Origin of the sequence: Microbulbifer halophilus (assembly GCF_026183675.1) — a bacterium.
Classification (GTDB): domain Bacteria; phylum Pseudomonadota; class Gammaproteobacteria; order Pseudomonadales; family Cellvibrionaceae; genus Microbulbifer; species Microbulbifer halophilus.
Genome location: NZ_JAPIVK010000018.1, coordinates 45520 through 69573, shown reverse-complemented (window position 1 = coordinate 69573; position 24054 = coordinate 45520). Strand labels below are relative to the sequence as shown.

Sequence of the window (24054 nt, the reverse complement as noted above, 5' to 3'; positions counted from 1 at the left end):
TGTTCACAGCCGCTCCCCCTCTGCATCCAGAATACCCAATTCGAAATCCGTGCGCGGCTGGCGGGTTGGGTCGTCCCGGTCGTACATCAGCTCGCCGTCGATAAAGACTTTCTCGGCCTTGCTGTAGACACTGAACGGATTGCCGGACCAGACCACCACATCGGCCATCTTGCCCTTCTCCAGGCTGCCGGTTTTTTCGGCAACCCCCAGGGCTTTGGCCGGGTTCAGGGTCATCCAGCCGACCGCGTGCTCGGGCGGGATATCGAAGCCCGCGCGCCGGCCCGCGGTCATCGCCTTGGCCACCTCTTCATTCAGGTGCTGGATGCCCACGGCGGAATCGGAGTGGATCATGGCGCAGGCCTCCGCCTGATCGAGAATCGCCAGGTTGGCCTGGGTCATATCGTAGGCCTCGTGCTTGAAGCCCCACCAGTCGGCCCAGACGGCGGCACAGACATTGTTCTCCGCCAGCAGGTCCGCCACCTTGTAGGCCTCCACGGCGTGATGGAAGGTGGACACCTGGAAATCGAACTCCCTGGCGATATCCATCATGATGGCCATTTCCTCGCCGCGGTAACAGTGGTTGTGCACCAGGATTTCGCCATCGAGTACACCGGCCAGGGTTTCCAGCTCCAGATTGCGTTCCGGCTTGTCGCCGCCGTTCTTCCCGTAGTCATCCCACTTCTTCTTGTAGTTGGCGGCGGCAATCCAGGCCTTGCGGTAGCCGGCCACATTGCCCATGCGGGTGGACGGTGCCGTGCCCTTGCTGCCGTAGACACGTTTGGGGTTTTCGCCGCAGGCCATCTTCAGGCCATAGGGCGCTCCCGGGAACTTCATATCCTGTACGCGCCGGGCGGGCACATTTTTCAGGGTAACACCGCGACCGCCGAACAGGTTGGCGGAACCCGGCAGTATCTGCAGGGTGGTCACACCGCCGGCCAGCGCCAGGGCGAACTGCGGGTCCTGGGTCCAGACCGAGTGCTCGGCCCAGACCTCGGCGGTGTTGGGCGAGGTCATTTCGTTGCCGTCCTGGGAGGATTCGATCGCCGGTGCCGGGTAGTCGCCGAGGTGGGAGTGGACGTCGATGATTCCGGGCGTCACCCACTTGCCGCTGCCGTCGATCTCCAGGGCATCCCCGGGGGCCTCCAGTCCTTCACCGATACCCGTAATCACACCATCGGTCAGCAACAGGTCGGCGCTGTCCATTTTTTCATCGGTACCGGTAAGCAGTGTCGCCCCGCGGATTACGACCGGTCGGGACTGGGTGACGGAATAGGTTGAGGGGAAGGCATCCTGGCTGGCAAAGGTCACAGACTCTTTCTGCCCCTCGGATGTCTTTTCCTCCCCGCACCCGGAGAGCAGTAGCGCGGCGCTGAGCGCGGCTACCAGACAGCGAGAATGGAACTTCATATCGATCGTCCAGTTTTTTGAATTTTAAGTTGTTATTACATGCTATCAGGCGGCGCCGACTTTTACTTCCCGGACGTTGCCGGCCGCCGCAGGGAAGAGGCCCGCCGGCGCTCCCCGTCGGGACCGCTAGTGCGAACCTCTCCCGCGAGCCGGGCAAAAAAGGCTTCCAGCTTGCCGGCAGCATCCAGCGGTTCCAGCACCTGTAGCAATGCCGCCAGGTTGCAACCCTCCCCGCGCTCGAGCCTCTTCAGGGTACTCAGGCCCACACCGGATGTCGCCGCCAGTTCTTCCTGGGAAATATTGGCAGAGAGGCGCAGGTGGCGAACGTGGTCGCCGATCTGTGTCAACAATCGATCCCGCTCTGCCATCACCTGTTGTTCAGCCATGCCACTTCCGAGCAAAAGGAAAATTGTAGCCCATAATCGACTGGTTAAAAATCGGAAATCATTCGCAAAAGTCGCGCGACGATGTGGACTTTGGGCCATCGTCATGTTGGAATCATTGACGAAAAAGTGTCCAGGATGGATTGATGGCAAACTATCATAACGACGCTGCCCCGCCCTATCCGCAGGATTCAATCCATATCCATGAAGCGCTGCGGAAAAGTGAAGAGCGCTATCGAGAACTGGTTGAGCACGCCAATTCCATCATCCTGCGCTGGGATAAAAACGGCCTCATCACCTTCTTCAATGAGTATGCCCAACACTTCTTCGGCTATACCGAAGAGGAAATCATCGGGCAGCACGTGGTCGGCACCATAGTCCCCGCCAACGAAAGCACCGGCCGCGACCTGCGCCCCCTGATGGATCATATCTGCAGCCACCCCGAGGAACACCGCTACAACGTCAACGAAAATGTCACCAGGAACGGCGAGCGGGTCTGGGTGGCCTGGACCAACAAGCTGCTGACCGATGACAACGGCGAGGCCATCGGTGTGCTCAGTATCGGCTCGGACATTACCAGGCAACGGCTGCTGGAAGAGGAGCTGCGCCAGGCTCAGAAAATGCAGGCAATCGGCGAGCTCGCCGGCGGTATCGCACACGATTTCAACAATATGATCCACGGTATTACCGGCTATGCCGAGGTGATTCAACAGATCACCTGCGATGCCCGCGTGAGCGAATATATCAACCATATACTCACCACGGCACAGCATGCCGCCGAACTCACCAGGCAGCTGCTCACCTTCGCCCGCAAGGGCAACTATCAGCTGAGCGAGTGCAACACCCACGAGATCATCCGCGATGTCTGCGCCATGCTGGAGCGCACCATCGACCGCCGCATCCATATCGCTCAGCAGCTGGACGCCAGCCGCCCCCATGTGATGGGCGATCCCGCACAACTGAAGAGTACCTTTCTCAACCTGGGGATCAATGCCAAGGATGCAATGCCCACCGGTGGTTCACTGAGCTTCAGTACCAGCAACGTAACCATCGAAACCCCGGTCAAGATTTCGGATTTCGAAATCGAGCCCGGCCAGTACCTGCTGATCAATATCTCCGACAGTGGTACCGGTATGCCGGCGGAAATACGCCGGCGCATTTTCGAGCCTTTTTTCACCACCAAGGGAAGCGGCCGCGGCGCCGGCCTCGGCCTGGCGGCGGTTTACGGCACCACCCACCTGCACAAGGGCGCCATCCGCTGCCACAGCAGCGAAGGCGAGGGAAGCAGCTTCGACCTGTACCTGCCTATTATCAAAGACTGCGCCAGGCTCGCCCCGAAAAAGCCCAGCGAGCGCGGGCCGCAGAAACAGATCCGTATCATGGTGGTGGATGACGAAGCCATAGTGCGCCAGTACTCCAAAACCCTGTTCGAGATGCACGGCCACGAAGTGACGACCTTCTCCGGCGCCGAGGAGGCGATCAACTATTACCGGGAGCACTATGAAACCGTCGACCTGGTGCTGCTCGACATGATCATGCCGCGCATGGATGGCCAGCAGCTGTTTTCTTTCCTGAAGCGCATCAACCCGGATATCAAGGCGATGCTATCCACTGGCTACAGCGTGGACAGCAAGGTGCAGGAAATTCTCGAGGATGGAATCCTGGACTGTATTCCGAAGCCGTTTACCTATGAACAGTTGCAGGAGAAAATCGAGGAGTTGGTGCGGAGCGGGCAACTGGAGCCCGCCTGATTCAGTGTTGGACTTCGCGGAGCTCAGTCCAACCTGCACAGCTCGCAGGGTACGCCGTGCGCACCGATACCGTTGAAACCCGCCCCGAAACCGGCCGGTGCGCACAGCGCACCCTACGGATCCCGGGAACGCGGAGCTCCAGCTCCGCAAAATAAGGCGTTCACACGATTGCGTGCGGCAGGTAGCGGCTCAGGTCCTGGGTGATCATGCTGTCATCTTCGCGCAGTGACATGCCCGCCGCCTCGTCATCCACCAGCCAACTGCCGATCAGCGTGTGATTGCGGCCGAACTGGGGCAGTGCATGCAGGGCCTGGTAGACAAACCCCTCCTCTCCGTAGGGCCCGTCGGACAGCGGCTGGCTATCGCCGCCGCGCACGATGGAGATATTGGCCCCCTCGCGGGCAAAGATCGGCTTTTTCACCAGCGCCTCGTGCTCCCCCGCCCGGTCCAGCTCGTCCTCGAAAAAGGCCGGCAGCAGGTTCGGGTGATTCGGGAACATCTGCCACAACATCGGCAGCAGTGCCTTGTTGGACAGGATCGCCTTCCACGGCGGTTCCAGCCAGCGGATATTGTTGCTGCCCAGGTAGTCGCCGTACTCCTCCCGGAACATGAATTCCCAGGGATACAGCTTGAACATCCAGGTGATTACCCGATCCTCCAGATCGGTAAAACGCCCCTCGGCATCGCGGCCGATATCCTCTACATAAACAAAGTGGCAATCGAGCTCCGCCTCGCGTGCACAGTCCTCCAGATACTGCACCGTACCCCGATCCTCTTCGGTATCCTTGCAACAGGCGAAGTGCATTGCGCGGCCGGGGGTCAGGAACTGCAGGTCGCGGAATCGGTTGACCAGTTTTTCCTGCAGGCTGTTGAACTGGTCCGCCTGTAGCGGCAGCGCGCGCCGGTCCACATTGTCCTGCAACCACAGCCACTGCCAGAAGCCCGTTTCGTACAGGCTGGTGGGCGTATCCGCGTTATTTTCGTAGAGCTTGGCCGGGCCCTTGCCGGAATAGGCCAGGTCCAGGCGCGAGTAAAGGCTGGGATCGCCATTGCGCCAGGAAGTGCGCACGAAGTCCCAGTGGGATTCCGGGATGCAGAAGCGGCGCATCAGTTCGTCGTCCGCCACCACCCGCGCAACCACCTCCAGACACATCTGGTGGATTTCCGCGGTGGGATCCTCGATGTCCCGCTCTACTTCCGCCAGGGAAAACTGGTAATAGGCGCTCTCATCCCAGTAGGGTTCCCCGTACATGGTGTGAAAGCCGAAACCGAACTCCCGCGCCCTGGCCTTCCAGCCGGGGCGCTCGCCGATGGGGATACGCAGCACTGTTTATCCCCCCCAGCCCCCGGAACGGCCGCCGCCCCAGCTGGATTTGGCAGACGCAACGGAACCGAAGCCGCCGCGAGACACAGTCCGGCTCACCGTGGGTTTGGGTCGGGTGCTGGAGCGATCGACGGTGTAGGAGCTCTTGCCGTAGCGACCGACCACCTCGCCGTCGGCAGTCATCAAGCGATTGTAATAATTCGAGTGCGGGCGCGAGTAGCGATAGACCGGATTGTAGTAGCCGGAGTGGCGGTCGCGGTTGTCCAGCATGGAGGCGACCATAAAGCCGGTCATCAGCGGCATCCACATGCTGCCGCCCGCTTGCTGGCAACTGTCGAATTCCGACTCGCAGCGCCGCTCGCTGCGGAACTTGGGCCCGGTGCGCTCGGCTTCCGCCAGCGCCTTTTTATAGGCGGCTTCGCACTGCTGTTCATCCAGTTCCGTACTGCTCACGCAGTCGTCGACGGAAGAGACCACCTTGACCTCCTCCTTCGGCGCACAGCCCATCAGCGCCGCCGCGGCCACACCCAGAGCCAGCGGGCGGGCGCTAAAACGGCCGCTGGCCGCCTTGCGCATACGTTCGAGATTGATATGTCTGGTACGTTTCATGGCGCCTCCCGATCAATAGGACATGCAGGCGGCGTTGAGCACACCTACGGAAATGGTGGTGGCGGCCAGCATGACACCAGCGCTGATTTCGCCCTCTTCGATGCGGGCAACGATGCGCGGCATAAAGCCGAAACGGATAATGGCAAAGGCCAGCAGCTGCGCCACCAGCGCGATCAACGCCCAGGTGGCGAAGTCGAGCAGCGACACGGAGTTACTGGCGGCACCGCCGAGGGCGATGGCAAAACCCAGCACGGCGCCACCAAAGCCGATGGCCGCGGCGGTATTCTTTTCTTCACGGATCAGTTTCCACTCGTCGTGCGGTGTCACCAGTGCGTAGAGAAATTTGAAGGCGATTAACAATACCAGTGACAGGCCGAAATAGGCCGCAAAATGCACGATACCAGTCAGTAAATCGTAGGGCTGGTCCATGTGTTTCTCCTTGTTGTGAAAATCCGGGTTATCCGTGAATGGTCAGTTGTGAGGGTGTCAGGGTGATTCCGGTGCTGAGCACCAGGCAGCGGCTCAGGTAGCCGCCCTCTTCCAGTTTCTCCTCGGCAGAAAGGAACAGGGACTCGGTGCGCTGGTCCGAAAGCTCGCGCTCGAACAGCATGGTGAACTGGTCGGTACCGGAGTGATCGCCATCCTCATCGTAGGTTTTCTCGGCCATGTGCACCGGGTTGTGATACGTCCCCGCCGCAGTCCAGACACGGCGGTAGCTGCGGCCGTCCAGTTCGTAGGAGGGGCCGCCGATCTCCCGCTCCAGCATGTTGTTCCAGGCCTGCTCCGAGGCGACCTCAAGGGTGTCGTAGAAGTGAAACAACTTCACGTCCACCACGTGTTCGTCGCGGTTGCCACCCTCGGCCACCACCTGCAACCAAGCATCGTCATCGGTGTAAAAGCGATACACCCAGGTGCCGTCCAGGTCGACTACTCCGGCGGCCTTGATAATCTGCGTGGGGGAAAAGGATCCGATGGTGAGCTCGTCCAGCACCAGGCGAATCGAAAGCGGATCCACCTCGAAGCTGGCGCCCAGGCGCAACCCCATGATGGAGGGCGTCTCTTTGCGGGGCTCCCCTTTGCCGAATTTCCCGATCAGTTTGGCAAGCATTCGTCGAGATCTTCCCTGTCGGTGATTTTGATATCGAAGCAGCGCTCGTCGTCGAGCCGCGCGGCGGCGATATAGTAGAGGGTGTCGCCGCGGACGACATTCTCGTCCAGGCCGGGATTGATATCAATCTTCTGTTCGCCATCGCGGCGCACACCAACCAGGGTCGCGGACAGGCCGTGCTTGAAGTGGTCGAACAACGCACCCACCGGCAACGGCGTCTCGCCCCCGTACTGCACACTGTACTGGGTCATGCCGTAGGTGCTGTCCAGCAGTTGCCGGTGCAGCCGGGCAGAGCCCGGGTCCAGCGAGGATTTCGCCAGCAGCTCCACCGCCACCGACGGAATACACTCGATCTTCGGACAGTGGGAACGCAGCAGTTCGCCCACGGTTTCATCCTGGAAATAGGCGGTCTTGTGGCTGTCCGGGCTGACCTTGTCACAGAAGAGCGCGATAGTCAGGGTCACGTCGTCGAGCGGATTGTCGATAATGATCCGCGCGGCCTTGTCCAGGCTCGCGCGGTCCATCGTCTCGGCATGGGAGAAGGACTCGACGCGCACAAAGTCGATACGACCCGGCATCGGGTTTTCAATATCCGCCTCCACGCAGAGCACCAGCTCCGACGCGTCACCGTTGGTCTTGGACAACAGCAACTCGATCAGCCGCAGGGTGCGGGCACCGTTCCAGCCGATGATTACTGTATGGTTTTCGTGATTCATTGTGCGCAAACCCTTTTTGCCCCGCTGGACAAATTCCGAAATCGCAAAACCCATCCGGGTAAGAACCATGGCGAACAGGCTCAGGCCGAGGGGAATCACCCACAAGGTCACCGCCCATTTGCCCGCCGGCGTCACCGGTGAGAAATCTCCGTAACCGACAGTGGAGCCCGTCACCACCAGCCAGTAAATAAAGTTTTCCGACGCAACGATATCCGCTTCACCGGCGGCGGCCATCAGCAGATAACTGCTCACCCCATAGCCGGCCACCAGAAGCAGTACGGTAATTACATTGGCTCTAATAAAAAGCGACGCCATCAGGCGTCGCACTTTATACAGCAGCATGGATCAGGCCTTTTCGCGCTTGGCCAACAACTGTGCCAGTTTGTCGCTGCCGCTGGCCTGTCCGCCCGGCGTAATACCGGCTGCCTTCAGCTTGCCTTCCAGGCTGGAGCCGCTCTCGTCCGCGGCCAGTTCCTCCGCCGCCTCCAGCTCCGCCGAGCGCTGTTGCTGCTTGTTCTTGATACGATCGAGGCTGTCCAGCGCGGTCTTCACCTTGCTGTTGGCTCCCGTATGTCGGGTGGAAACCGCCACCTGGGCTTTCTGTACCGACTCGGTCGCCTTGACCTGGTCGATCTGCTGCTCCATGCGGCGCACATTGGCCTTGGCCTTGGCAATATTGCTTTTCAGCGAGCGCTCGGAGTTCAGGAAGCCGTCCAGCAGCCCCTGTTCCATTTCCAGCTGGGACTCCAGCTCGGCCACGCGTTCGGCGCACTCGATGGCCAGGGTCTCGTCACCCTTTTCGTTGGCGGCAATGGCGTGGTTGCTGTAGTTGTCGATATCCGCCTGCAGGGAGTTGACCTTGTTCTCAGACAGCTTGCGCTTGGCCATGATCTTGGTCAGGTTTTCATCGCAGGCCTTCAGCTCGGACTTGGCTTCACGCAGCTCCTGGTCGAGGATGCGCAGGGACTGGCTGTCGACAACGGCCTCGGTTCCCTCGTTCACCGCGCCGCGCAGGGCGGTCCAGATTTTTCTCAGGCTCATGCCACACCCTCCATCTCAAAGTGTTCCGCGTACAGGTCCAGGAAATCGCCGACATTGGCGAACAGGGTTTCGATTTCCTCGATCACAACCTCGTCCTTGCTGGACACCGACAAGGCGCCGAAAGCGACGTAGTAGCTTTCCGCACCGATGTTCTTGATCGCAATGGTGGTCAGGGGCACCAGTTGGTGGGTCTGCAGAATCAGTTTGTTCAGCGCCGCCTCGTCATCCACACGATCGACGGGGAACAGGATGGTCTCCACGACGATCTGCTCTTCCCCCACATAGACGAAGGCGTCCACACCCTCGTCGTTGGAGACGCTGAGGCAATCCCCCTCCGCCTCGACCACCCAATCCGGGTGCTGCTGCGCCAGCTGGCGCAGGTTTTCGTTGTTCCAGGTCATTTCAACTCCCTTTATGTGGAATATCAGTCACAAATATAACAGTAATTTTTTGGCCGTCAATAGCTCATGCCACACCTTTGTTGCAAATAAACCACACAAGGCTATTATGGGTCACATCTGCAAGAGGATGAACATGGACCACAAACAAAGTCTGGAAAACCAGCGCGCACTGACCCCGTACAAGCAGGCCATCGCCCGTTATGTGCGCGCCTCGATGGCCCTCAAGGGCGTACGCTACAGCGACCTCGCCAATTCGCTGGCCGAGCGCGGCGTCTCGGTAACGGCGGAAAACCTGCGCAGCAAAGTGAGCAAGTGCATGTTTTCCGCCGACCTGCTGGCGGCCATCATCGACGTACTCGGGGTGGAGGATAGCGCCATGCCCGATATTCTCAAACAGGCGCGCGAACTGCAAAAGCAGGCGACAGAAAAGTAGCGGACTCCCCTCACCCCGCCCCTGATCACAAAGTGATCAATATGCTCAAATTAACCACAATGCGCCTGAGTACTGAAGCCGCTTGATCGCCGTTACCGCACTCGCCGATCACGCCGGGCTCCGAGATCTTGGCCCCAGCCTGGATCACCTTGACTGGAGGGGGAGATTCAGCTTTCCGGTTGCGTCGTTGCCAGAATTGCCCCTGCTGGAGCTTGGCGTTCGTTGAATTTCGGCACGGAAAAATACCGGGGGATATCGAAAGGGGCGATGGTGCTGACCATCTTGAACGGGGTCAACTGATCTACGGGATAGAACATCTGGTCCAGGGCCGCCTGCTGCTGAAACCGCTGATAAAGGCGGCCCACCTCCTCATTCAACTGCCTGATACTGTACTCGCTGAACAGTCGACTGGCGGAATAGAACGGGAAGTGGCCAGTACCGTGACTGGACAGAGCCTCTTTGACGAAACGCTGATTCACACGGACCAGGGTGTGGTGCAGAGGGCCGTCCAGCCGCCAGCGGATCGGACGCTTTACGGCAAAGTGGATGGAGTCGTTTCTACCCAGCCGGATCAAGCCCAGTTTTTCCAGCTCCCGCAAGTAAAGATACAGGTCACTGCGCGACAGCTGGTTCTGGCGGGCAATCGCCTCCAGATTGATTTCGCTGACCAGCAGCATAAAGAACGCCATCAACCCCGGGTCGGCGGCGAGCGCCTGTTCCGTTGCCAGTGAAAGCGTAGTGGGCTCGATGGGTGTCTTGGAGGCCAACTCCATTAAGTCGCTGAAACTGATACCGAGCACATCGCAGATATCGATCAGGCGGCTCAGTTTACAGTCCTGGTCCTGGAACAGCCGTTTTATCGTCGGCTCTGAAGTCTGCATCAGGTCGGCCAGGTCGCGATAGCGAATACCCTGGGCTTTCAGAACCTGTTTCAGGGCGCCGAACAGGCTACTGCGCTGTCGTTGTTCACTCATGAGATGATCCGGCTTTAACAGCTAGGTATTAAATTATGATACTCAATTGGGTTCAAATTGCACCAGGAACCCAATTCGATATGCTTCCCGGCGTGAATCGATATTCATGGAATCAAACCGATTTTTACCAGGGAGAACAGTACAGTGAGAAAAGTCGTTAGCAGGTTTGGGATCATGGCCGCCTTGTCCATCAGCGTGGCATGGTCCGCTTTTACGCCAGCCGAGACCGCAGGGCCAGTCCCGCTCTGGCAGGTCAACAACCTGGACCAGCCGGAATCGGTGGCCGCCGATCCGCATGGCCGCTATCTGTACATCAGCAATATCAACGGACAGCCGAAAGAAATGAATGGTAAGGGGTACATCAGCCGAGTGACGGTTGATGGCCAGGTTGTCAACCGGAAGTGGCTCAAAGGGTTCGATGCACCCAAGGGAATGGCGATAGCCGAGGGACGTCTCTATGTGGCAGACATGCAGACCTTGCATGTGATCGATCTGCAGCAAGGAAAAGTCATCAAGCATTACCGGGCACCGAAGGCGAAAATGCTGAATGATGTCACGGTGGCTGAAAACGGCGCGGTCTACGTGTCCGATTTACTGGGAGGTGCTCTTTATCGCCTGCACCAAGCCAGCTTCCAGCATTGGTTCAGTCATCCGCAACTGCCGCATCCCAACGGGGTCTTATGGCACGAGGGAGAGTTGTTGGTTGCCAACTGGGGGGAAGGTATGAACAACGATTTTTCCACCCAGACGCCCGGGACCCTGTATCGCCTGAGTATCCAATCCGAGACCCTGACACCCCTGGCCACCGGTTATCAACTGGGCAACCTCGATGGCATTGTCGCCGACGGCAATCGGCTCTATGCCAGCGACTGGATCTCCGGTGAACTCTATCGTCTGGAAAACAACGAACGGCGCAAGGTGTTGCAATTGCAGGCCGGCCTGGCAGATATCGGCGGCTCGGGCAATCGGGTGATCTATGCACCAATGATGATGGATGACCAGGTCGTTGCGTGGAAAATGCCGCTGTAGACGCCAGCTGTTACTTTCCCTAGTGGTTCATGCGGTAAATTCGGTGACTCTAGCTCACAGCCACAGGTTCCAGGGCAAGACGAAAAAGCGCAGGACTGGCAGCGCTAATTCAAGCTTTTTCAACGCAGCACTGGGGCCTGAGGCGAAGAGATAGTGTTACAGAATTTACCGCATGGACCACTAATGGGCCGATCGAGGCGGGAAACCGCGATGCTCTTAGCGCGATGCTCTTAGTAATGGAACAGCTTGATGATCGGCTCGCCGTCATCACACTCGCCCACCACTTCCGGTTCGGAGATTTTGGCACCGGCCTGGATCACTTTGTTGGAGGGATAGGACACAAAACAGGCAAAGTTGAAATTGACCGCCCAGTTGCATTTCAGGCGGCCATCGTCCTCTTCGTAAAAGCGCTGCTGGCAGAAGCTCAACGTGGGGCTCTGCCCCTGCTCCGTCTGCGAGCCGGTGGTATCGTCGACGGCCAGCACCAGCGGCGAAACGGGCAACATCAGTCCGGCGACAAGCAACCACTGCCTCATAAACGCACCCAAGGGTCTTCTACACTCGTTACGACTCAAGCATAGCAGCTGTGGCACGACTTTCCTCTTTCCGCTCTCCCCTCTCCGGCAACAGGCCCAACAACCGCGCCCGGCAAGCGGCGCTGTCCCGCTGCCAGTTGCGGTACGGCAGCGGCACCACATGGATACCGGCCCGGTGCAGCGCCTGGTAGGTCTGCACACCGAAGTGTTCCGCAAACTCCCCCGGGTAACCGATCAGGTCGATACCGACCAACCTGCCACCCCGCTCGCACACCACGTCGATCTCCTAGCCGGCGACGGTAAAACCGATCCAGGTGTTTACGCCATCCTCGGCGAGGGCCTCGCTGACCTCGGCGGCAAAACGGCACAGGAAATCCCGCTGGTCGCCGGAATCGCCGCCACCGTGCTCGAACGACAGATAGCGACCCAGCAGGTTGTCCGGCGGCAGGTCACCGCCATCGATGGAGTGAATGACCAACTGGCGCTCCTTGGCCCGGGTCACCGCCACATTGAACATATCCGGCCGGTTCAGGTAGGCCGCGGCGCGAATCGTGTCCCGGTCGATCGACAGGGACAGCAGCATCAGGTCGCGCTCCTCGCCCTGGAAACCGTAGGGCGTGGCCACACGCACGCAGAAATCGGCCAGCTCCTGCGACGAAAACGCCTTGCGTATCGCCCCGTCGAGATATTCGGCCTGGTCGCGATAGGGCGACAGCACCCCCACCGAAGGCTTCACCGGCGAAGCGCGGTAGCGGTCGATATGGCGCTGCAAGGCCTCCAGCACCGCATCCCGCTCCACCGCGTTGCGGCCACTAGCGCTTCTGCGCCCGTCGACGCGACGGAACTCCAGCGCCGCGGTATCCGAAGCGCCGGGCCTCGCCTGCATCACTTTCAGGCGGGCGCCGTAGAAATGCCGGTTGCTGAAGGCGATCAGCTCGGGCCGGCTGCGGTAGTGTTCATCCAGCAGTGTCACGGCGCGCTGGCTGCCGATGGCGTCGGACACCAGGTCCAGCAGCGACTGGTCGCGGTAGCTGTAGCGGGGCGGCAGCTCCCCTTGCAGCTCGCAGTTGCGCCACAGCCGTTCCTGTCTTTTCGCGGAGAGAAAGGACACATGCCGCAATTGTTTGCCGTCGCCCACCACCACCGCGCGCTTCGCCCGCTGTAGCGCCGGCAGCGCGCTGGCGATATCGCACTGGGTGGATTCGTCGAAGATCACCAGGTCGAACATCTGGCGGTCGAACGGAAATACCCGGCTGACCTCGTCCAGCCCCACCAGCCAGATCGGGTAGGCCTGCAGGATTACATCGAAGTTCGTCTTGCCAAACCGCTCCGCCTGCCGCCGGGAGGTCCGCGCCCGCAGGGCCTGGTTGAACAGCGACAGGTTGCCCCTTTCCCGATCCAGCAGCGCGGCCAGGCGCTCGAGCCGACAGGCGTTGAGATAAGTTGCGGCCCGCCGCTCGAAGCGCCGGCGCGAGTTGCCGATGGAATTCTGGAACCCCCACAGGCTGTCGTTATCCAGCAGCGGCCGGTAGAGCGCACCGACAATGTCCGCCAGCCAGGCGGGCAGCCGGTCCGATCCCAATCGGCGCGCGGCGCGCAGTGCGCGGGCAAAGCGCCGCTCCGCGCGGCGGAGTTGGCGACGGGTCTGCTTGAGTTCCGCGCGCAGATCGTCCGCCGCTTCCCGCGGCGGCTCCACGCCCTCTTTCAGCAGGCTATCCAGGTGTGCCTTCAGGCTGTGCAGGAAGCCGCGCTCACCGGCGTGTACGTAGCCGGCATCGAGGCCATAATCGGTTTTGAGCTTGCCGCTGACAACATCGATTGCCTGTGGGGTCCTGGACACCACCAGTACCGACTCGCCGTGCAACATGCGATCGATGGCCATGGCGGCAATGGTGAAACTCTTGCCGGTACCGGGCGGGCCGGATACCAGGCTGAGCGGCTGCCGGGCGGCGTTGTGCAGCGCCCGCACCTGCGCCTCGCTCAGCGACTCCGGCAGCATTTCCGGCGCACTCGCGCCGGCCGCGGTGCCACCGGTGCCCTGCCCCAGCAACAGGCCGAGGGGAGCGGAGTAATTTTCGTCCTCCGCCAACCGGGTGAGCTCGTGCAGCACACCGCGAACGCTCTTCGAACGGTCCGCCAGGACCAGGCTGCACGCCGAGGTGAGCCGCAACCCCTGTGTCCGGGCCCGCTCTGCAACGGCGTCCGCACCCTGCAGCCGCGGCCAGCGACCCAGTTCCTCGATCTCCTGCAACTGCGTATATTGCCGCAGCCATTGCCCCATGGCGGTGATCTGGCTGGAGCCCAGCGGCCACTGCGGTGTCGGGAAACTGTCCACCACCGAGGAATCCACATCCGGTTTCAACAGCAGGCGCAGCAGCGGCAGGTTCGCGCGCACATCGGAGGCATCCACCTCGAGGAAAATATCCTCGTCGCGGTAGAGTGTGGCGGGAGCATAGATCAACGGCGCACAGAGTTTGCGCCGCCCGCCAAAACCGCTGCCGGCCACCCGGCCGGTGACGATAAAACAGCCGTATACCAGGCGTTTTTCCCGGCGGTAGCTGTCGGCCTGCTCCAGCAGCTCGGCGGCGGAGGCATCGACCAGGGGGATTCGCGGCAGGCTGCCGCTGGCCAGCGCATCCTCGTCCGCGATAAACAGGCGGCGGTCGCCGCGGATTTTCTCGATATTGGAGATCGACAGATCGTAACTGTCCGCCCGGTAACAGCGCCGAAAATACTCGATCAACGTGCTTGGCTTCATGCTGGCGCACCCATTGAAAACTGCGCTCGCAGTCTATACGGATTCAGTAGGCCGCAACAGTCAGGAACCGGCCGCCAGCGCCCGGAAACGACCGGCCTCCACCAGCGACGGCTGCAGACCGTACTTCTGCACGATCGACATAAAACGCCGCACATAGACGCGGGAGGCCGGTGCGTAGGGCGGCATCCACTCATCGGGGCCGCGGTGTCCCTTGCTCTGGTTGCGGCCGTCGTCCACCAGCCACAGGTTCTCCGAATCCTCGGCAAACTGCCGCTTGCGTTCGCGGCTCCAGTGGGCGCCGCCGCGTTCGTGGGCCCACTTCAGCGGCACGATATGCTCCACATCCAGGTCCGAGGCATCGCTGTAGAATTTTCCGGTGTAGGGATCGAGCCACAGGCCCGTCGCCACCCGGCAGTTATCGGCGCGGGTGTAGGTCACCGGCGCCAGGGAATAGCGAATCAGCAGTTCGTGGCGGGTGTCCTGGCAGTCGCCATCGAAATCCGACCAGCGCGGAAGCCATTCCGAGCGATCGTAATCGGCGGCCAGTGCCGGAAGCTGGGAAAAAGCAAGGAAAAAGCCAACAAACAGAGCGGGGATTGATCGAATACACATACGACTACTACCAACCAATGATTGGCACAATCGTACATAATATTAATTTAATGGAATATCGACCAATTCACTCTGTTGCCCGGCCTTGTGCAGGGGCACCAGTGGGCCCTGCGCAAAGTTCTGTAACAAAAGAGTTCAGCCCTTCGGAGCCAACAGCGATCTCAGTTCGACGAGGTGGCCATTGAGCACCGCCGCGCCTATGCCCTCCCCGTCCCGCAACAGGAAGGTGGCGCCGCGCCGGCGCTGCGGAATTTCCGATTGCGGCTGCGCGGGATTGATCACCACCGGCCAATCCGTGTCGATACGGATATCGTCACTGTCGCCGACAAAATAGCCATACCCCTGGCGCAGCAGTTCGAGATAGCGCGCATCGTCGAGCACCAGTTTTTCGCCCTCTTCCAACTGAAAGCCTTCCGGTGCGACATACTGCCAATCACTGGCATCGAAGCTGAAAGCACCGTGCAGATTGGACAGATCTCCCACATCGATCACCGAAGCCGTATCGCCGCGCCGGTTGATCGCCAGGTCGGTCATATAGCCGGCATCGCCATCGAGTGTCTTCATTCCGCGAATCTTGACATCCACGATCGCATCGTCGCGGTTGAGTGGAATCTCCCGATAGGCCGCTTCCGGTATTTCGCGATAACTGCCGCTGGCGATATTGTCGATGGCGGCCACCAGCATTTCAAAGTTCATGCGGCGCGCCACCTGGCGGTTGGGGTCGTCCGGGTGGGCGCCGGATTCGATCAGGATGGTGCTGATACCCATTTCGGAAAAGGTATCGCCAAAGGCCCGGTAGGCGTAGGTGTCGTCGTACCTGGCGAGGTGACCGCCGATCACGGGCTCCACTACCCCGGCCAGGGCACCAATCAACTGCATGGCATATCGCCGGCTGTCATTGACCTCTCGCGCTTCATTGAACGGCGGCGCCAGCACGGAGATGGTTGCCATTCTTCCGCTGTCGCCGACACCGTAATGGCGATTCTGGTCGTGCAGGTTAAAACCGAAATGCGGTTTGAACGATCGCGCCTGCGCCATCAGCGCGCGCCCCTCCGGCGACTGCAGTGCCTTGGCATCGCGGTTGACGTCGAAGCTCTGGGCGTTGTGGCGAATATCCCGTTCGGCACCGTCCGGGTTCAGCATCGGCACGATCACCAGCGACAGTTTGTCCATCCAGCCGGCACGCCAGTCCGCCTGCTCCGGCGCAGTGATGTAATTCAAGAGATCGAACAGTGCCGCCGTGGCCGTGGGTTCATCGCCGTGCATCTGCGACCAGAGCATGACCCGGGTATCGCCGCGGCCTATCCCGATGCGATAGATCGGCCGCCCCTCGTAGGAGCGGGCGATTTCACGTACATCGAGCAACGGGGAGGACTGCCACCGGTCGATCAGCGGCAGCATGTCCGCCTGCCTGATGGAGGGTTTGTCCAGCCCCGGCTGCCGGTAGTCAGCATAAGTCTGGGGATCGGCCATGGCGAGCGCGTTGCCGCTCAGCAGGAGTAGGAAAAAGGAACTGAGTGCGATTCTTCGTTGGTGCATGATTGATCAGGTTATGGTTGTTGTATCAGCCGGAGCAGGTGGAGGAATAAAATATTCAATCATTGGCAAAAATAATGCAATGACAAATTCCTCAATACAACAACTGGCTCCCACCGCCATAAGCGCCATGCCGGCACGGGGCACACCACCACCCCACAGCCGCACCTACCGGATGCCGCCCAGCACTCAGGCCGGCTCCGGCTGCTCCCGGCGGGTCCCTTCCCGCTTGCCGTCCGCGCGACTGTCCTCCACTTCACCCTGCCCCACTCGATGGAAAATCGCGTAGAACACCGGCACCGCGATCAAAGTCAGTACCGTGGCAAAGCCGAGGCCACCCATGATGGTCACCGCCATATCCGCGAAGAAGGCGTCGGACAACAGGGGCGACATGCCGAGAATCGTGGTTATCGCGGCCAGGAACACCGGCCGCAGGCGGCTGACACTGGCGCGCTGGATGGCGCTCAGGCGCGGCAGGCCCGCGCGTGTCTGTATCTCGATTTCATCCACCAGCACCACCGCGTTCTTGATCAACATGCCCGACAGGCTGAGCACCCCCAGCAGCGACATAAAGCCGAACGGCAGGCCGGAAACCAGCAGGCCCACCACCACGCCCACCAGGGACATGGGCACCACCAGCCAGATGATCACCGGCTCGCGCACAGTGCCAAACAGCAGCACCGAAACCAGCACCATGATCAGGAAGCCGACCGGCAGCCCCTTGCCGAGAGATTTTTGTGCATCCGACGAGCGCTCGTATTCACCGCCGAATTCCAGCCGATAGCCGGGAGGCAGCGACAACGCCTCCGCTTCAGCGCGAATACGCTCGAAAGCCGCCATGGCGGTAACACCTTCCGGCGCGTCGCCGCTGATGGTAATCGTGGGGACGCGGTTGCGCCGCTGTACCAGTCCCTCTTCCGCGGTTGTCTCGAATTTGTCCACCAGTTGCCCCGCGGGAATATAGCCCCGCTCGTTGGGACTCCATATCAGGCGGTCCTCCAGCGATCCCACGCGGTTGCGATCCCCCTCGGGCAGGCGCGCGATGATCGGAATGATTCGGTCGCCGCTCTCGAAATCGCCGACGCGATAACCGGCGGTGGCAAACTGGATGGTGCGGCTGACATCTGCGGCCGTCACACCGGCGACCCGCGCCCGCTCGTCATCGAGCCGCACACGAACGGTCGGCTGGCGCCCGCGCCAGTCGTGGCGGACCTCCTGCAATCCTTTCTCGCGGAAGAGCTGTTCCATTTCAGCGGCCCTGGCCCGCAGGGTGTTAAAGTCCGGGCCGGAGACCCGCACTTCCACATCGGCACCGCCCCCGGGCCCGAATACCAGGCGCTTGAATGTGATCAGCGCTTCCGGGTGCGCATTGCGCAACGACGACTTTGCCCTCTCGATCAGTGCCGGGATCTGCTCGCGGGATTCCGTGCGTACTATCAGCTGGCCGTAGGAAGGGGCCGGCGGTTCCGGCGCATAGGTGAGCATGAAGCGGTCGGCACCGCGGCCGGCCACCGAGGTTACCGAAACCACCGCATCCTGCCCCTGCAGGAATTCGGTCGCCTCCTGCAGTGCAGCCTCAGTACGGTCGATATCACTGCCCTGGGGCAAAAAGTAATTCACGTAAAACAGCGGCGCATTGGAGTTCGGGAAGAAGCCCTGCTTTACAAACCCGAAGGCGAAATAGCTCACCAGTGTAACCGCCAGCAGCACCACCACCGTGCGGCCGCGGTGTTTCAGGGCACCGGCCAGTGCGCGGGAGTAGATGCGATAAAAACGCCCGCCGTAGGGATCGCCCGAATCGCCCTCCGCATTCGGTTTGAACAGATGATAGCCGAGGTAGGGCGTCACGGTAATCGCCAGCACCCAGCTCAGCAGCAGGGAAATGCCGATCACCGCGAACAGGGAAAACAGGAATTCGCCGGTGGCATCCCGGGACAGGCCGATGCCGGAGAAGGCCATAATGCCGATAACCGTGGCGCCCAGCAGCGGCCAGAAAGTCTGGCGCACCACCCGGCCGGCAGCGTGTCGGGGCGATTCCCGGTTCTGCACGCCCATCAACATGCCCTCGGCCACCACGATCGCATTGTCCACCAGCATACCCATGGCAATGATCAGCGCACCGAGGGAAATCCGCTGCAGACTCAGCCCCATCAGGTTCATGATCAACACCGTGCCCAGCACGGTCAGCGCGAGCACCGTGCCGACCACCACACCGGAGCGCCAGCCCATGAACAGGCAGAGAACCAGGCTGACGATCACCACCGAGGAAATCAGGTTGAACAGAAAGCCGTTGACACTGTGCTCCACGACCCGGTGCTGCTCGTACACCGGGTGCACTTCGATACCCAGCGGCAGGCCCTGCTCCAGTTGCTCGAGCTTGACTTCAACGGCCTTGCCCACATCCACGATGTTGGTGTTCTGCGCTCCCGCCACACCGATCAGGATGGCTGGCTCGCCATTGAACCGGGCGATAAAATCCGGATTCTCATCGTAGCCCAGGGAGACATCGGCAATATCCCGCACCGCCAGCATCGACGTGGAACCCGGCACACCCATCAGGATATTGCCCACCGCCTCTTCGCTGCTGGCCGGATCGTCCACTACGATGCGCGTGCGCAGGTCGCGCCCGTCAACTTCACCCACTGGCTGGGTGGTACTTTCGGACTGCAGCACCTGGGCCAGGTCGTCCAGGGAATAGTCCATCTGGGCCAGGCGCGATTCGTCGATATCCAGGTAGGCCACTTCGTCGATCACGCCGGAGCGGGAAACCTTTGCGACGCCCTCCACTGTGAGCAGTTCGCGGCGGATCACCTTGGTGATCTCGCGCATTTCCGACAGGGAAAAACCCTCGCCGGTCACGGCGTAGTAAATCCCGAACACCTCGCCGAAATCGTCGTTGACCACCGGCACCGCGGCGCCACTCGGCAGTTGCCCCTGGGCATCCCGCACCTTGCGGCGCAGCTCGTCCCAGACCTGGGCCAGCTCTTCAGCGGCGTACTGGTCCTTGATCTCCACGCGGATTTCCGACATGCCGGGACGGGATGTGGAGGTCAGGCGCTTGAGCTGCCCCATCTGCTGGATAGCCACCTCCAGTTTTTCGGTCACCTCCTCTTCGACCTGTCGCGCACCGGCGCCCGGAAAGGCGGTAAAAACCCGCGCTTCCTTGATCGTGAACGCCGGGTCCTCGAGGCGGCCGATATCCGCCACGCCCCACAGGCCGCCGACCAGGCAGATCAACATCAGTAGCCAGCTGTACACTGGCCGCTGGATGAATACATCAGAAATCTTCAAGACATTGCTCCACTTGTTACCGGGTCGGAATTTACGGTGTGGATTGCTGCGTGTAGTTGCGCACCCTGGCCCCCTCGTAGAGGTGCTGGCCGCCGGCGGCAACCAGGTTCATGGCTGGCTCCACGCCTGCCGACACCAGCACCTGTTCACCATCGGTACGGCCGAGGGTGACCGGCAACCTGGAGACGGAATGGTCTTCGTTGATCTGCCAGACAAACGGCGAGCCGTCGGCGCTAGTCTGCACCGCGGCGAGTGGAATCCAGGTGTCGCGGCGGCTGTCGTCGAGCTCCAGATTCACCCGCGCCGTCATGCCCGGCAGTATCTGCACCCCTTCCGGGCACGGCATGCCCAGTTCGACGATATAGGTCTGGGTAACACTGTCCGCTTCCGCCTGGTGCTCGCGGTATTCCAGCGGAAACTCGCGGCCCGGCAGGAATTCGAAGCTGGCAGTGATGGATTTCACCCACTCCCGGTGGACCTTGGCCAGCAGCTTTTCGGGTACCGAAATCTGGATCCGTACCTCCGAGACATTCTGCAGCCGTACCACACCCTGCCCGGCCTGCACATTGGTGTAGTTCTCCACCAGCTGTCGCGTGACCAGCGCATCGAAGGGCACACTCAGGCGGGTATAGGCGAGATCCTGTTCGGCATTTTCCAGCGTGACCTGCGCCAGGTCGTAGTTGGTCTGGGTCTCGTCCAGCTGCTGCCGGGAAATCACATTGCGCTCGGCGAGCGAGCGCTGCCGCTCGAGCGTCTTCTCCAGCAACTGCAGGTTGACCCGCGCCTCCTTGACCCGGCGGCGGAAATCGCGATCGTCCAGGGCGGCGACCAGCCGGCCCTCGGGAATCACCTCGCCCTCGCGAAACTTGAGCTGGTCCAGTTTCCCCCCCACCTGGAAAGACAGATCCACGGTCTGCACCGCCGTTACCCGGCCGGCGAACCGGCGCTGGCTGATGCCGTCGGCACTGGAAACCCGGGCAACCTTGACCGGCCACTGGCGTTCCTGCTGCTGTTGTTGATCCGCGCCGGGCTCGGAGCAGCCGGCAATCAGTGCGACAGCCGCCAACAGCGGGATCATCGGTAAACGGACAGTGCCGAACAGTTTCATATTCAGGTTCCGGAAAACTTGATTGGGATTGAGGGGATACAGCGGATCAGTCGATATCGGCGCAGAGTTCCAGCAGGCGCGCATGCAGGCGCTCGTACACCGGGTCGTCCGGCTCCATGACATTGAGTACGCGCCCCAGGAACAGGCCCCGCGCGGCGTAGAGCAGCAGTTGGGCCAGCTCCGGATCGCTGGAGGATTCGCATACCTCGCGGCGAATCAGGGCCTCCCTGGTCTTGATCGGCTCCAGTAGCGCCGGGTCTTCCGCCACGGCGGCAATCAGTGAGCGCGGCAGGCTTTCGTCATCCTCCATCAGGGTGAACAGGGACTCGATACGGGCGTAAAGCGTGCCACCCGCCGCGCCGCAGCCGGCCGCCACGAACTCCGCCGTCAACTCCGACTCCCGCGCCGTTGCGGCTTCGAGCATGGCTTTCAACAGGGACTGCTTGGTGCGGAAATGGTGCAGCAGCCCGCCCTTGCTCAGGCCGCACTTCTCGGCCACCGCATCCAGGGTGAGCTTGCGGGCGCCGCGCTCCCGCACCACGTCCTCCGCGGCGCGAATGATGCTGTCTTTGTCGACTTTGGACATGTGACTCTCCGGTTCTGAATGGTCAAAACCGACCAACTGGACGGTATGTTAGCAGCATGCCATCAAAGGTCAATGCCGGCGACAGCTGTTCACACCGATGCGCATTGCCCCACCGAATGCGGTTACACTCCCCAGCCGTGAAATGCGCCGGCAAGCAACTGAACGGAGACGAGATGTCACAATCCGCCTGCCCCTGCGGTTCGGGCAAACCGCTGGATGAATGCTGCGACCTCTACCTGTCCGGCCGGGCCTACCCCAATACGGCCGAGGCGCTGATGCGCAGCCGTTTCTGCGCTTTCGCCCGTGGCGATGCCCCCTACCTGCGCAAGACCTGGCACCCGGACATCTGCCCGGAACTGGCCCCGTCTGATTTGGAGGCACAGTGGACCCGCCTGGAAGTCATCAGGAGCAAACAGGGGCTGAAGAAATCGGTGGTGGAATTCAGGGCGTGGTATCTGCAGAACGATATCGAACATTCAATGCACGAGATATCGCTGTTCAAGCTGTACAAAAAGCGCTGGGTGTATGTGGAACCGCTGCCGGGCTGGCCTTAGGGCGGGGCCTACTGGAAACAGAGAGACAGGGAGTCGCGGGAGCTTTTCCACTCCCGCGCCGCCTTCAACATTTGCTGCTTGTCGGCAAACCGCTTGCCGGACCTGGCTCGCACATGGGCGCCGCCCTTGCGCAGCAGCGGATTCATCGCAACGTGGTTGCGGGGTTTTGATTTTTTCATCCCTCGTTTCCTCTGGTTGGCCAGTAAAATAATGGCCACCGGTATCGGCCCGATGGCCCACAGCTTCGCCGAATCGGTGCAACCGACTCCCACTCAGCCTTTGATACAGACCACCTGGCGCAGTGTGTGTACCGTTTCCACCAGGTCGGCCTGGTTTTCCATGACCCTGTCGATATCCTTATAGGCGGCCGGGATCTCGTCGATCACGCCCCTGTCCTTGCGGCACTGGATACCCCGGGTCTGCTCTTCCAGGTCGCTGCGCCTGAAGCGCTTGCGGGCGGCACTGCGGCTCATCCTGCGGCCCGCGCCGTGGGCGCAGGAACAGAAGGATTCCGCGTTGCCGAGCCCCCGCACTATGTACGACCTGGCACCCATGGAGCCCGGAATAATGCCGAGCTGGTCCCGCCGGGCGCTGATGGCTCCCTTGCGGGTGACGAAAACATCGCGACCGAAGTGCTCCTCCCGCACCACGTAATTGTGGTGGCAGTTGATCGCCTCGGACGTCAGCGTGAACGCCGGCAGCTGCTCGCGCAGGCAGCCGAGCACCAGCTTCATCATCTCCTGCCGGTTGACCCGCGCGTACTCCTGGGCCCAGTTGACGGCCTCGATATAGTCATCGAAATGGCCGTTCCCCTCACTGAAATAGGACAGCTCCCTGTCCGGCAGATTGTGCCTATGACCGGCCATATCCTTTTTCGCCAACTGGATGAAGTGTTGGCCAATGGCGTTGCCGATACCGCGACTGCCGGAGTGCAGCATCACCCAGACCGCATTGTCCTCGTCGAGACAAATCTCGATAAAGTGATTGCCGCCGCCCAGGGTGCCGAGCTGGGTAACCCAGGTCTGCTGCGGCTGGCGCAGTTTTTTCAATAACGCCGGGTGTTTTTCAAACAGGCGATCCGCACCCGCCGACAGCTGTTTGCAGGCGGACTCCCGGGCGCTAATCAGCTTGTGGCGACCAAAGCCCACAGGCACCTTTGCCTCGATCGCACTGCGCAGCGATTTCAGGTTGTCCGGCAACTGGTGCGCATGCAGCGAAGTGCGCACCGCATTCATACCGCAGCCGATATCCACCCCCACGGCCGCCGGAATAATCGCGCTCACCGTGGGAAGAACCGACCCCACTGTGGCACCCTTGCCGAGATGCACATCCGGCATGGCCGCCACGTGCGAGTGCACGATGGGCAACCGGGCGATGTTTTTCAGTTGTTGCAATACCGCGTGCTCCACCTCGCCGGTGTAGATCTTTACCGGCACGGTGCCGGGTGGTGCATTGCCATTCAGTACCATTTTTACAGGCATAACGAACCCCTGGATTTCTCCACGTATTTATAGAATCTGCCTTTCAGGAACCGAAAATAAAAAACCCCGGCATCAGCCAGGGCTTTTGGAAATTCTGGCTTGAAAGGCACTGCTACCTCTCAAGCGCAAGCACATGAAAGGTGTATCAGGTAAAACGCATTGTCAGATTTTGATACCGCATTTCATGTACTCCTTTTGTCTGTATTCCACCGTGGCGCGGAGCGCGGGGAATGGGAGGTTGTTCGGAAAGTGGGGCGATTTTAACCAGCCAAAATAGAATGTCAATACAAAGGGTGTAGGGTGTAAGCAGGCTCTTACAGTGCATTCCCGTCCTTTCCCTACCGCACAAGATAGACTCTGACTCTTTCAGCGATCTAAACCTATAATAATGCCCGCACCAGTTTTCTGCCGACAGG

The 24054-nt window shown here is 60.8% G+C and carries 24 protein-coding genes; 4 read left to right on the top strand and 20 right to left on the bottom strand.

What is annotated here, in order from left to right; translation table 11 throughout:
- Positions 1–3 precede the first annotated feature (3 nt).
- Positions 4–1407, bottom strand: a complete 1404-nt coding sequence (locus OQE62_RS11170; protein WP_265722116.1) for an amidohydrolase — start codon at positions 1405–1407, stop codon at positions 4–6.
- A 62-nt stretch (positions 1408–1469) separates the two neighbouring features.
- Positions 1470–1793 carry a helix-turn-helix domain-containing protein gene (locus OQE62_RS11165; protein ID WP_265722115.1) on the bottom strand — a complete coding sequence of 108 codons (324 nt, stop codon included), beginning with the start codon at positions 1791–1793 and terminating at the stop codon, positions 1470–1472.
- A 143-nt stretch (positions 1794–1936) separates the two neighbouring features.
- Here OQE62_RS11165 and OQE62_RS11160 point away from each other — a divergent pair, with 143 nt between their 5' ends.
- Positions 1937–3541, top strand: a complete 1605-nt coding sequence (locus OQE62_RS11160; protein WP_265722114.1) for a hybrid sensor histidine kinase/response regulator — start codon at positions 1937–1939, stop codon at positions 3539–3541.
- A gap of 160 nt (positions 3542–3701) precedes the next feature.
- On the opposite strand, the gene OQE62_RS11155 is transcribed toward OQE62_RS11160, so the two are convergent.
- From OQE62_RS11155 to OQE62_RS11125, 7 genes are read right to left on the bottom strand one after another with little or no spacing between them, the layout of a single operon-like run.
- Entirely contained in the window at positions 3702–4868 is a 1167-nt protein-coding gene (locus OQE62_RS11155; protein WP_265722113.1) for a glutathionylspermidine synthase family protein, read from the bottom strand.
- Positions 4869–4871: 3 nt separating this feature from the next.
- On the bottom strand, positions 4872–5474 hold the full coding sequence (locus OQE62_RS11150) for a DUF1190 domain-containing protein (protein WP_265722112.1): 603 nt from the start codon (positions 5472–5474) through the stop codon (positions 4872–4874).
- Positions 5475–5486: 12 nt separating this feature from the next.
- A complete protein-coding gene (locus OQE62_RS11145; protein ID WP_265722111.1) occupies positions 5487–5903 on the bottom strand; it encodes a DUF350 domain-containing protein in 417 nt (138 codons plus the stop codon).
- A gap of 28 nt (positions 5904–5931) precedes the next feature.
- On the bottom strand, positions 5932–6582 hold the full coding sequence (locus OQE62_RS11140; protein WP_265722110.1) for a YjfK family protein: 651 nt from the start codon (positions 6580–6582) through the stop codon (positions 5932–5934).
- The gene (locus OQE62_RS11135; RefSeq protein WP_265722109.1) at positions 6567–7640 is read right to left on the bottom strand and encodes a potassium channel family protein; all 1074 of its coding nucleotides are present in this window, start codon (positions 7638–7640) and stop codon (positions 6567–6569) included. Before OQE62_RS11135 ends, OQE62_RS11140 begins: the two co-directional genes overlap by 16 nt.
- Positions 7641–7643: 3 nt before the next feature.
- Positions 7644–8339, bottom strand: a complete 696-nt coding sequence (locus OQE62_RS11130) for a PspA/IM30 family protein (RefSeq protein ID WP_265722108.1) — start codon at positions 8337–8339, stop codon at positions 7644–7646.
- Positions 8336–8740, bottom strand: a complete 405-nt coding sequence (locus OQE62_RS11125; protein ID WP_265722107.1) for a DUF2170 family protein — start codon at positions 8738–8740, stop codon at positions 8336–8338. The genes OQE62_RS11130 and OQE62_RS11125 overlap by 4 nt, the downstream gene beginning before the upstream one ends.
- Positions 8741–8873: 133 nt before the next feature.
- On the opposite strand from OQE62_RS11125, the gene OQE62_RS11120 reads away from it, so the two are divergent.
- A complete protein-coding gene (locus OQE62_RS11120) occupies positions 8874–9173 on the top strand; it encodes a DUF6471 domain-containing protein (RefSeq protein WP_265722106.1) in 300 nt (99 codons plus the stop codon).
- Between the two features lie 167 nt (positions 9174–9340).
- Here OQE62_RS11120 and OQE62_RS11115 read toward each other — a convergent pair whose 3' ends face one another.
- Positions 9341–10147 (bottom strand): helix-turn-helix domain-containing protein, encoded by an 807-nt coding sequence (locus OQE62_RS11115; RefSeq protein ID WP_265722105.1) that lies wholly within the window; start codon positions 10145–10147, stop codon positions 9341–9343.
- Positions 10148–10321: 174 nt separating this feature from the next.
- Between OQE62_RS11115 and OQE62_RS11110 the strand changes: the two genes are divergently transcribed.
- Positions 10322–11176, top strand: coding sequence for an SMP-30/gluconolactonase/LRE family protein (locus OQE62_RS11110; protein WP_265722104.1), 855 nt, complete (start codon positions 10322–10324; stop codon positions 11174–11176).
- A gap of 230 nt (positions 11177–11406) precedes the next feature.
- Here the strand turns inward: OQE62_RS11110 and OQE62_RS11105 are convergent, their stop codons facing one another.
- The 8 genes from OQE62_RS11105 to OQE62_RS11070 form a co-directional block, all read right to left on the bottom strand.
- A complete protein-coding gene (locus tag OQE62_RS11105) occupies positions 11407–11712 on the bottom strand; it encodes a hypothetical protein (protein ID WP_265722103.1) in 306 nt (101 codons plus the stop codon).
- A gap of 28 nt (positions 11713–11740) precedes the next feature.
- Positions 11741–11989 (bottom strand): hypothetical protein, encoded by a 249-nt coding sequence (locus OQE62_RS11100; RefSeq protein ID WP_265722102.1) that lies wholly within the window; start codon positions 11987–11989, stop codon positions 11741–11743.
- A gap of 9 nt (positions 11990–11998) precedes the next feature.
- Positions 11999–14470 carry a DEAD/DEAH box helicase gene (locus OQE62_RS11095; RefSeq protein WP_265722101.1) on the bottom strand — a complete coding sequence of 824 codons (2472 nt, stop codon included), beginning with the start codon at positions 14468–14470 and terminating at the stop codon, positions 11999–12001.
- Positions 14471–14530: 60 nt separating this feature from the next.
- The gene (locus tag OQE62_RS11090; protein ID WP_265722100.1) at positions 14531–15082 is read right to left on the bottom strand and encodes a GmrSD restriction endonuclease domain-containing protein; all 552 of its coding nucleotides are present in this window, start codon (positions 15080–15082) and stop codon (positions 14531–14533) included.
- Between the two features lie 135 nt (positions 15083–15217).
- Positions 15218–16621, bottom strand: a complete 1404-nt coding sequence (locus tag OQE62_RS11085) for a M14 family metallopeptidase (protein WP_265722099.1) — start codon at positions 16619–16621, stop codon at positions 15218–15220.
- 186 nt (positions 16622–16807) lie between these two features.
- Entirely contained in the window at positions 16808–19909 is a 3102-nt protein-coding gene (locus OQE62_RS11080; protein WP_265722098.1) for an efflux RND transporter permease subunit, read from the bottom strand.
- A gap of 31 nt (positions 19910–19940) precedes the next feature.
- Positions 19941–21017, bottom strand: a complete 1077-nt coding sequence (locus OQE62_RS11075) for an efflux RND transporter periplasmic adaptor subunit (protein WP_265722097.1) — start codon at positions 21015–21017, stop codon at positions 19941–19943.
- 46 nt (positions 21018–21063) lie between these two features.
- A complete protein-coding gene (locus OQE62_RS11070) occupies positions 21064–21603 on the bottom strand; it encodes a TetR/AcrR family transcriptional regulator (protein WP_265722096.1) in 540 nt (179 codons plus the stop codon).
- Positions 21604–21776: 173 nt separating this feature from the next.
- On the opposite strand from OQE62_RS11070, the gene OQE62_RS11065 reads away from it, so the two are divergent.
- Positions 21777–22157 (top strand): YchJ family protein, encoded by a 381-nt coding sequence (locus OQE62_RS11065; RefSeq protein ID WP_265722095.1) that lies wholly within the window; start codon positions 21777–21779, stop codon positions 22155–22157.
- A gap of 8 nt (positions 22158–22165) precedes the next feature.
- Here OQE62_RS11065 and OQE62_RS11060 read toward each other — a convergent pair whose 3' ends face one another.
- A complete protein-coding gene (locus tag OQE62_RS11060) occupies positions 22166–22336 on the bottom strand; it encodes a hypothetical protein (protein WP_265722094.1) in 171 nt (56 codons plus the stop codon).
- 93 nt (positions 22337–22429) lie between these two features.
- Positions 22430–23638, bottom strand: a complete 1209-nt coding sequence (locus OQE62_RS11055; protein WP_265722093.1) for an RtcB family protein — start codon at positions 23636–23638, stop codon at positions 22430–22432.
- Positions 23639–24054 lie beyond the last annotated feature (416 nt).